This window comes from bacterium (assembly GCA_024224155.1).
Taxonomy (GTDB): Bacteria; Acidobacteriota; Thermoanaerobaculia; order Multivoradales; family JAHEKO01; genus CALZIK01.
On record JAAENP010000412.1, the window covers coordinates 1 to 1,151 of the forward strand.

The 1,151-nt window shown below is 64.6% G+C and carries 1 protein-coding gene; it reads right to left on the minus strand.

Features of this window, described 5'->3' with window-relative positions:
• Positions 1-1,151, minus strand: a 1,151-nt coding sequence (locus GY769_20495) for a hypothetical protein (GenBank protein ID MCP4204301.1), incomplete at both ends; no start/stop codon positions are given.

Sequence of the window (1,151 nt, forward strand, 5' to 3'; positions counted from 1 at the left end):
CTCCGGCGAGACGTCGAGGTCGTCATCGTCACCCTCGAGTCCGTGGGTCGCGATCTCGTAGACATAGCGGCGCACCTGTGCCGAGAATTCCACCGACGCGTCCCGCGGCAGCTCCGCGGGCAGGTTGTCCACAGCCATGATCAAGATCCCATCGCCGGCCGGACCCTCGACGTAGCGGTCGCCGCGGAAGTCATAGGTGTAGGTCGGCTTCTCGATGGTGGTCACTCGGTGCGTCAGCTCGATGGAGCCACCGGGATCGCACGCGAGGTCACCGATCATCTCCAGCCGCAGCGAGCCGTGCTCGGCCAGGCGCCGGACCATGTCGCGCGTCACCAGCCGCGGATATCGCTCGTCCCAGTAGCTGGTGTGGACGAGCATCGTCAAGTCCGACAGATAGCGGTCGAGATTGGACTCGAAGCGCTCTGGATGGGCCAGGTACTCCTCGAAGTAATAGCCGCCGCCCTCCTTCGAGCGGAACTTCTCCTCACGCAGGAAGACGATCTTGTAGAGCTGCTGCCTCTGGCTCCGCTCGTGCTCGACGAACTCACTGATGCGCCGTGGGTGAACCTCCACCGGACGCAGCCGGTCGAGCATCTCCTGGGCCCCCTGGGAAACGTGGCCGTGGCCGGTGATGCCGATGATGCACGGAGCGATCTGCCCGGGCACGCCGTCTCTCTCGATGGTCGCCGCCACCTCGTCGAGACAGGCTTGGATGGCGTCCAGCGATTCGTACGAGTGGGCGGGGCCGATGGCGGTGAACGGATTGTCGATGCCGCCCAACCTGAGCTTGCCGCCGAGATGATGCAGACTGTCCACCATGCCGCAGATGCCCGCGAAGCGTCCGAAGTAGACCAAGCGTGTCCCGTGGCGATCGGTCACGCACTCGTAGTCGAGCAGCGTGATGTCACGATCGAGGATCGCCTTCAGGAGCGGCATGTTGTTCGGCTGTCCCTTGATCGTGTGAGAAAAGACGGCGTAGGTCTTGCCGGTCATCAGATCTTCGATGCGGGGCTCCTTGATCCCGAGGAGAAAGTCCGCGCCGTCAGCGCGGTCGACGACCTGAGCGCCGCTCTGCACGAAAGCCTCATCGGAGAAGATGCGGGCGCGGCTCGACTCGACGATCACCTTCACGCCGCGCTCTGCCAGGCGCC